This is a genomic window from Pseudomonas sp. IT-P395 (genome assembly GCF_949767675.1).
Classification (GTDB): Bacteria; Pseudomonadota; Gammaproteobacteria; order Pseudomonadales; family Pseudomonadaceae; genus Aquipseudomonas.
On record NZ_CATKPW010000054.1, the window covers coordinates 1 to 203 of the forward strand.

Here is a 203-nt window from a genome sequence, read left to right on the forward strand (position 1 = left end):
TTGAGGTTGGCCGTGCCGGTCAGGATCAGGTTTTCGACGTTGGCGCCGAGGGTGTAGTCGATGGACGCGAACACGCGGTCGAGTGCGGTCAGCGAGGCATCGGTTTCGATCACTACATCGCCGACGTTGTCGACGTAGTAGGTATCGACGCCATCACCGCCGATCATGGTGTCGGCACCTGCGCCGCCATTGAGGGTGTTGGC

At 61.6% G+C, this 203-nt stretch carries 1 protein-coding gene; it reads right to left on the minus strand.

What is annotated here, in order from left to right; genetic code table 11:
• A partial coding sequence (locus ACM6IN_RS22065) for a hypothetical protein (protein WP_414916712.1) occupies nt 1–203 on the minus strand: 203 nt, incomplete at both ends.